At 60.6% G+C, this 1586-nt stretch carries 1 protein-coding gene and 1 pseudogene; both read right to left on the bottom strand.

From position 1 onward, the window contains the following. Positions 1–917 (bottom strand): GNAT family N-acetyltransferase (locus ACR0P8_RS09640; RefSeq protein ID WP_432624839.1); only part of this gene is annotated, 917 nt, incomplete at its 3' end. A 271-nt stretch (positions 918–1188) separates the two neighbouring features. Next, positions 1189–1586: pseudogene (locus ACR0P8_RS09635) on the bottom strand (Asp-tRNA(Asn)/Glu-tRNA(Gln) amidotransferase subunit GatB); the annotation flags it as partial.

Here is a 1586-nt window from a genome sequence, read left to right as displayed (position 1 = left end):
CCTTTGCTCTGCTGTTTCTCATCATGCCGCGGCTCTCCGGCCTGCTGCGAAGGCTCGCTCACGGGCGCGGCGGACGGATCGGCCGCCGGTGCGGTCTCAGGCCGTTCAGCACCATCGGCATTACGCTCAACGCTGCCCTGCTGGATGGCGATGGAATGCTCACGGGCGGCCATGGCCTCCTTCACGCCGGGATTGTCTTCGATCACATGCATACCGAACGCGTCAAGGGAGCGAATCGGATCGAACTCGTCCACCAGAGTGTCCATAACGATCAAATCCTGATAACGATTCTGCGCAGCGTTCCACAATGCGTCACGCGAACGGCCGGACGGCATGAAGCCAAGCGACTGGTAGACGGACACGGAGCGCGTGTTCTGTTCCGGAACCGCAACCCAAATACGATGCATGCCAAGACCCGCCGGCTCAGGGGCGAACCCATAGGTCATCACACGGGGCATGATGTCGCGCGAATAGCCACGGCCACGGTAATCCTGACCCAGAATCACCTGAATGCGCGCGGAACGGGCCCAGCCGTCGATATCAATCAGGAAGATCATGCCGATCACGTTGTCGCTTTCCGCGGCGTCGATCTCGCCATCGCCATCATGATCGCTTTCGGTGATAATCGACCATGCGATGGTGCGGCGAGCCTCAGGATCGCCCACACCGGATTCAGTCGGCGCCTCGCCCTTGCTCCAAGCCACGGAACGACGCACCCAGGCGTGCACGGCGGCACGTTCGGCCACGCGATCCTTGCCAGTAATGCCAGAAGCCCCCGGATAGGCATCGATCACATCCATCCTGTCGAGGTCTTCGACGGTAGCCGGGCGCAGACGAACCATTTCACCGCGTACGGGAGGGATGGCGATACTGGCCGGCAGCTCTCGGGATTCCGACTGTGCAGCATTATCTGGCATATGTATTTCATCCTTGCGTCATTGACATCGTGTGGTTTGCCCACATCCATTCCGACGGTATTCTACCCGACTGGAGGATTGCTGGGAACACAATAGGATAATAGGCGCATAACGCCCACGAACCGGCGCGAAACCAATAAACGATGGTTTCCTCGTCGTTTTCGACGCATACGCATCGCAACAAAGCCATGCGGGGCATGCGCCGGTTTCCCAGCACACGCCCCGCATGATCGGCGGGCCGGAACCCGCCAAAGGATCGAGTCAGATCACATCACTTGATCTTGCTCATAACCACCTTGGTGACGGCCTTCGCGTCGGCCTGGCCGCGCGTGGCCCTCATCACGGCACCGATGATGACACCCATCGGCTTCATATTGCCGCTCTTGAGCTTCTCGACAACATCCGGATTGGCGGCGAACGCCACATCCACGGCCTTGTCGATCAAGCCATCGTCGGAAACGACCTTCAGGCCGCGCTTCTCGACGACTTCGCTCGGCGTGCCTTCACCGGCGAGCACGCCGGCAACGGTCTGCTTGGCAAGCTTGTCGTTCAGCTTGCCGTCGGCGATCAGCTTCTCGATCTCGGCAACGTCGGCCGGAGTGATCGGAAGCTCCTCCAAGGTTACGCCCTTGGCGTTGGCCTCGCGGGAAAGCTCGCCCAGCCACCACT

The organism is Bifidobacterium sp. (genome assembly GCF_050874245.1).
GTDB lineage: Bacteria > Actinomycetota > Actinomycetes > Actinomycetales > Bifidobacteriaceae > Bifidobacterium.
This window is presented reverse-complemented; position numbering and strand designations above follow the sequence as displayed.